This is a genomic window from Aeromonas sp. HMWF014 (genome assembly GCF_963878295.1).
Taxonomy (GTDB): domain Bacteria; phylum Pseudomonadota; class Gammaproteobacteria; order Enterobacterales; family Aeromonadaceae; genus Aeromonas; species Aeromonas popoffii.
In genome coordinates, this window is sequence record NZ_CAWNYS010000517.1 from 1 (window position 1) to 1,922 (window position 1,922).

The 1,922-nt window shown below is 60.5% G+C and carries 2 protein-coding genes; one reads left to right on the forward strand and one right to left on the reverse strand.

Features of this window, described 5'->3' with window-relative positions; all coding sequences use genetic code 11:
- Positions 1-664, reverse strand: a 664-nt coding sequence (locus AAC083_RS20380; RefSeq protein WP_108537577.1) for a LysR substrate-binding domain-containing protein, incomplete at its 3' end; no start/stop codon positions are given.
- Between the two features lie 163 nt (positions 665-827).
- On the opposite strand from AAC083_RS20380, the gene AAC083_RS20385 reads away from it, so the two are divergent.
- Positions 828-1,922, forward strand: a 1,095-nt coding sequence (locus tag AAC083_RS20385) for a 6-phospho-beta-glucosidase (protein ID WP_308811026.1), incomplete at its 3' end; no start/stop codon positions are given.

The following is a 1,922-nucleotide window of genomic DNA, read 5'->3' on the forward strand; positions in this document are numbered from 1 at the left end:
GTTCATGGGGCAATGTCATGCCAGCACCATCGCACCAGAGGCGCCACTCAGAGAAGAGCTGCTGGACATCGGTCGATTCCGAGGCATGGATAAAACAGGCCTCCGCCAGCCGGGCCGGCTCCTGCAGCAATCCCAGCCGCTCGGCATAGGCCGGGGAGCAGACGGGCAGCAGACGCTCCTCCATCAACAGCTCCCGGTGCAGATCACTGCAGCGAGTCGCGCCGTAGTAGATGGCAAGATCCACCCGCTCTTCGTTGAAATCCACCGCCCCCGCCCGTACCCGCATCATCACGTTCAACCCGGGCCAGCGTTGCTGGAAGCGGGGCAGTCTTGGCATCAACCAGTTGAGCCCCAGCGTGGGTGCAACCCCCACATGGAGCGTCCCTCGCAGATCCTGAGCCCGGATATCTTCAATCTCCTCGTTGATCTGGCGCAGGGAGTGGCTCAGGGTTGCCAGCAGTCGCCCCCCCTCCTCCGTCAATGCCAGCTTGCGGGTCAAGCGAATAAACAGACGAAAACCCAGCAGCCCTTCCAGATGCCGAATACGGTGGCTGATGGCCCCCTGGGTAAGGTTCATCTCCTCGGCGGCGCGAGTAAAGCTGAGGTGACGGGCCGTGCTCTCGAAGGTATGCAGCAGGGCCAGGGTATTCTGTTGTACCAGCATGGATAACCTCGTTATGACGCTCGTTGCGGTGCGGGTCATCAGTATGCCATTTCCCCTCATGCATTAAACTGGCTAATCCATACCCCATCTTATTTCGTTTGTCTGCCCGCGACGGCCCTCCTTTAATGGGGGTCAATCCCTATCCCTGTTCATGAGGTGGACAATGAAAAACGGACTCAAAATTGTGGTCATCGGCGCAGGCTCCAGTTACACCCCGGAGCTCATTGAGGGGCTGATCCAGCGTCAGCACGAGTTGCCACTGCGTGAGCTCTGGCTGGTCGACATCGACGATGGCTGCGAAAAGATGGCGATCATCGCCGCCCTCACCCGCCGCATGTTGGCCAAGGCCGGGCTGGCGGTACGGGTTGAAACAAGGCTGGATCGGGAAGAGGCACTGCGCGGCGCCGACTACGTCTGCTCCCAGTTCCGCGCCGGTTGTCTGGAGGCCCGCATCAGCGATGAGCGGATCTCATTGAAATATGGTCTGATCGGTCAGGAGACCAACGGACTTGGCGGCTTTGCCAACGCTTGCCGGACCATCCCCATCGCCCTGCAGATCGCCGCCGACATGGAGCGTCTCTGCCCCGATGCCTGGCTGCTCAACTTCACCAATCCGTCGGGCATGGTGACCGAAGCTGTGTTGCGCCACAGCAAGATCAAGGTGGTGGGGCTGTGCAACGTGCCGGTGATCATGCAAAAAGGGGTCGCCACTCTGCTGGAGACCCACGATGAGCAGGCGTTCATCATGCAGGTAGCCGGACTCAACCACTTTATCTTCGTGCGCCAGATCCAGCATCAGGGCGAGGATAAGCTTGGCGAGGTGATTGCCCGGCTCGCGCAAGGGCATGATCCACTGGTGCCGCGCAATATTCCCCCCTTTGCCTGGCCCAAGGATCTGCTGGCCAATCTGGGCATGATCCCCTGTGCTTATCTGCGCTACTACTACATGAGCGACGATATTCTCAAGCAGGAGCTCGGTGAGGCCAGTGGCGAAGGAACCCGGGGCGAGGTGGTCAAGGCCATCGAACAGCAGCTGTTCGATCTCTATCGCAACCCGGATCTCGCCGAGAAACCCAAGGCGCTGGAAGGACGCGGCGGCCAGTACTATTCGGAAGCGGCATGCGAGCTGATGAGCGCCATCCACAACGACAAGCGCATCATCATGCACGTCAACACCCGCAACAACGGCGCCATCAACGGTCTGCCGGACGAGTGCGCCGTGGAGGTCAGCGCCCTCATCACCAAGTCGGGTCCGCTC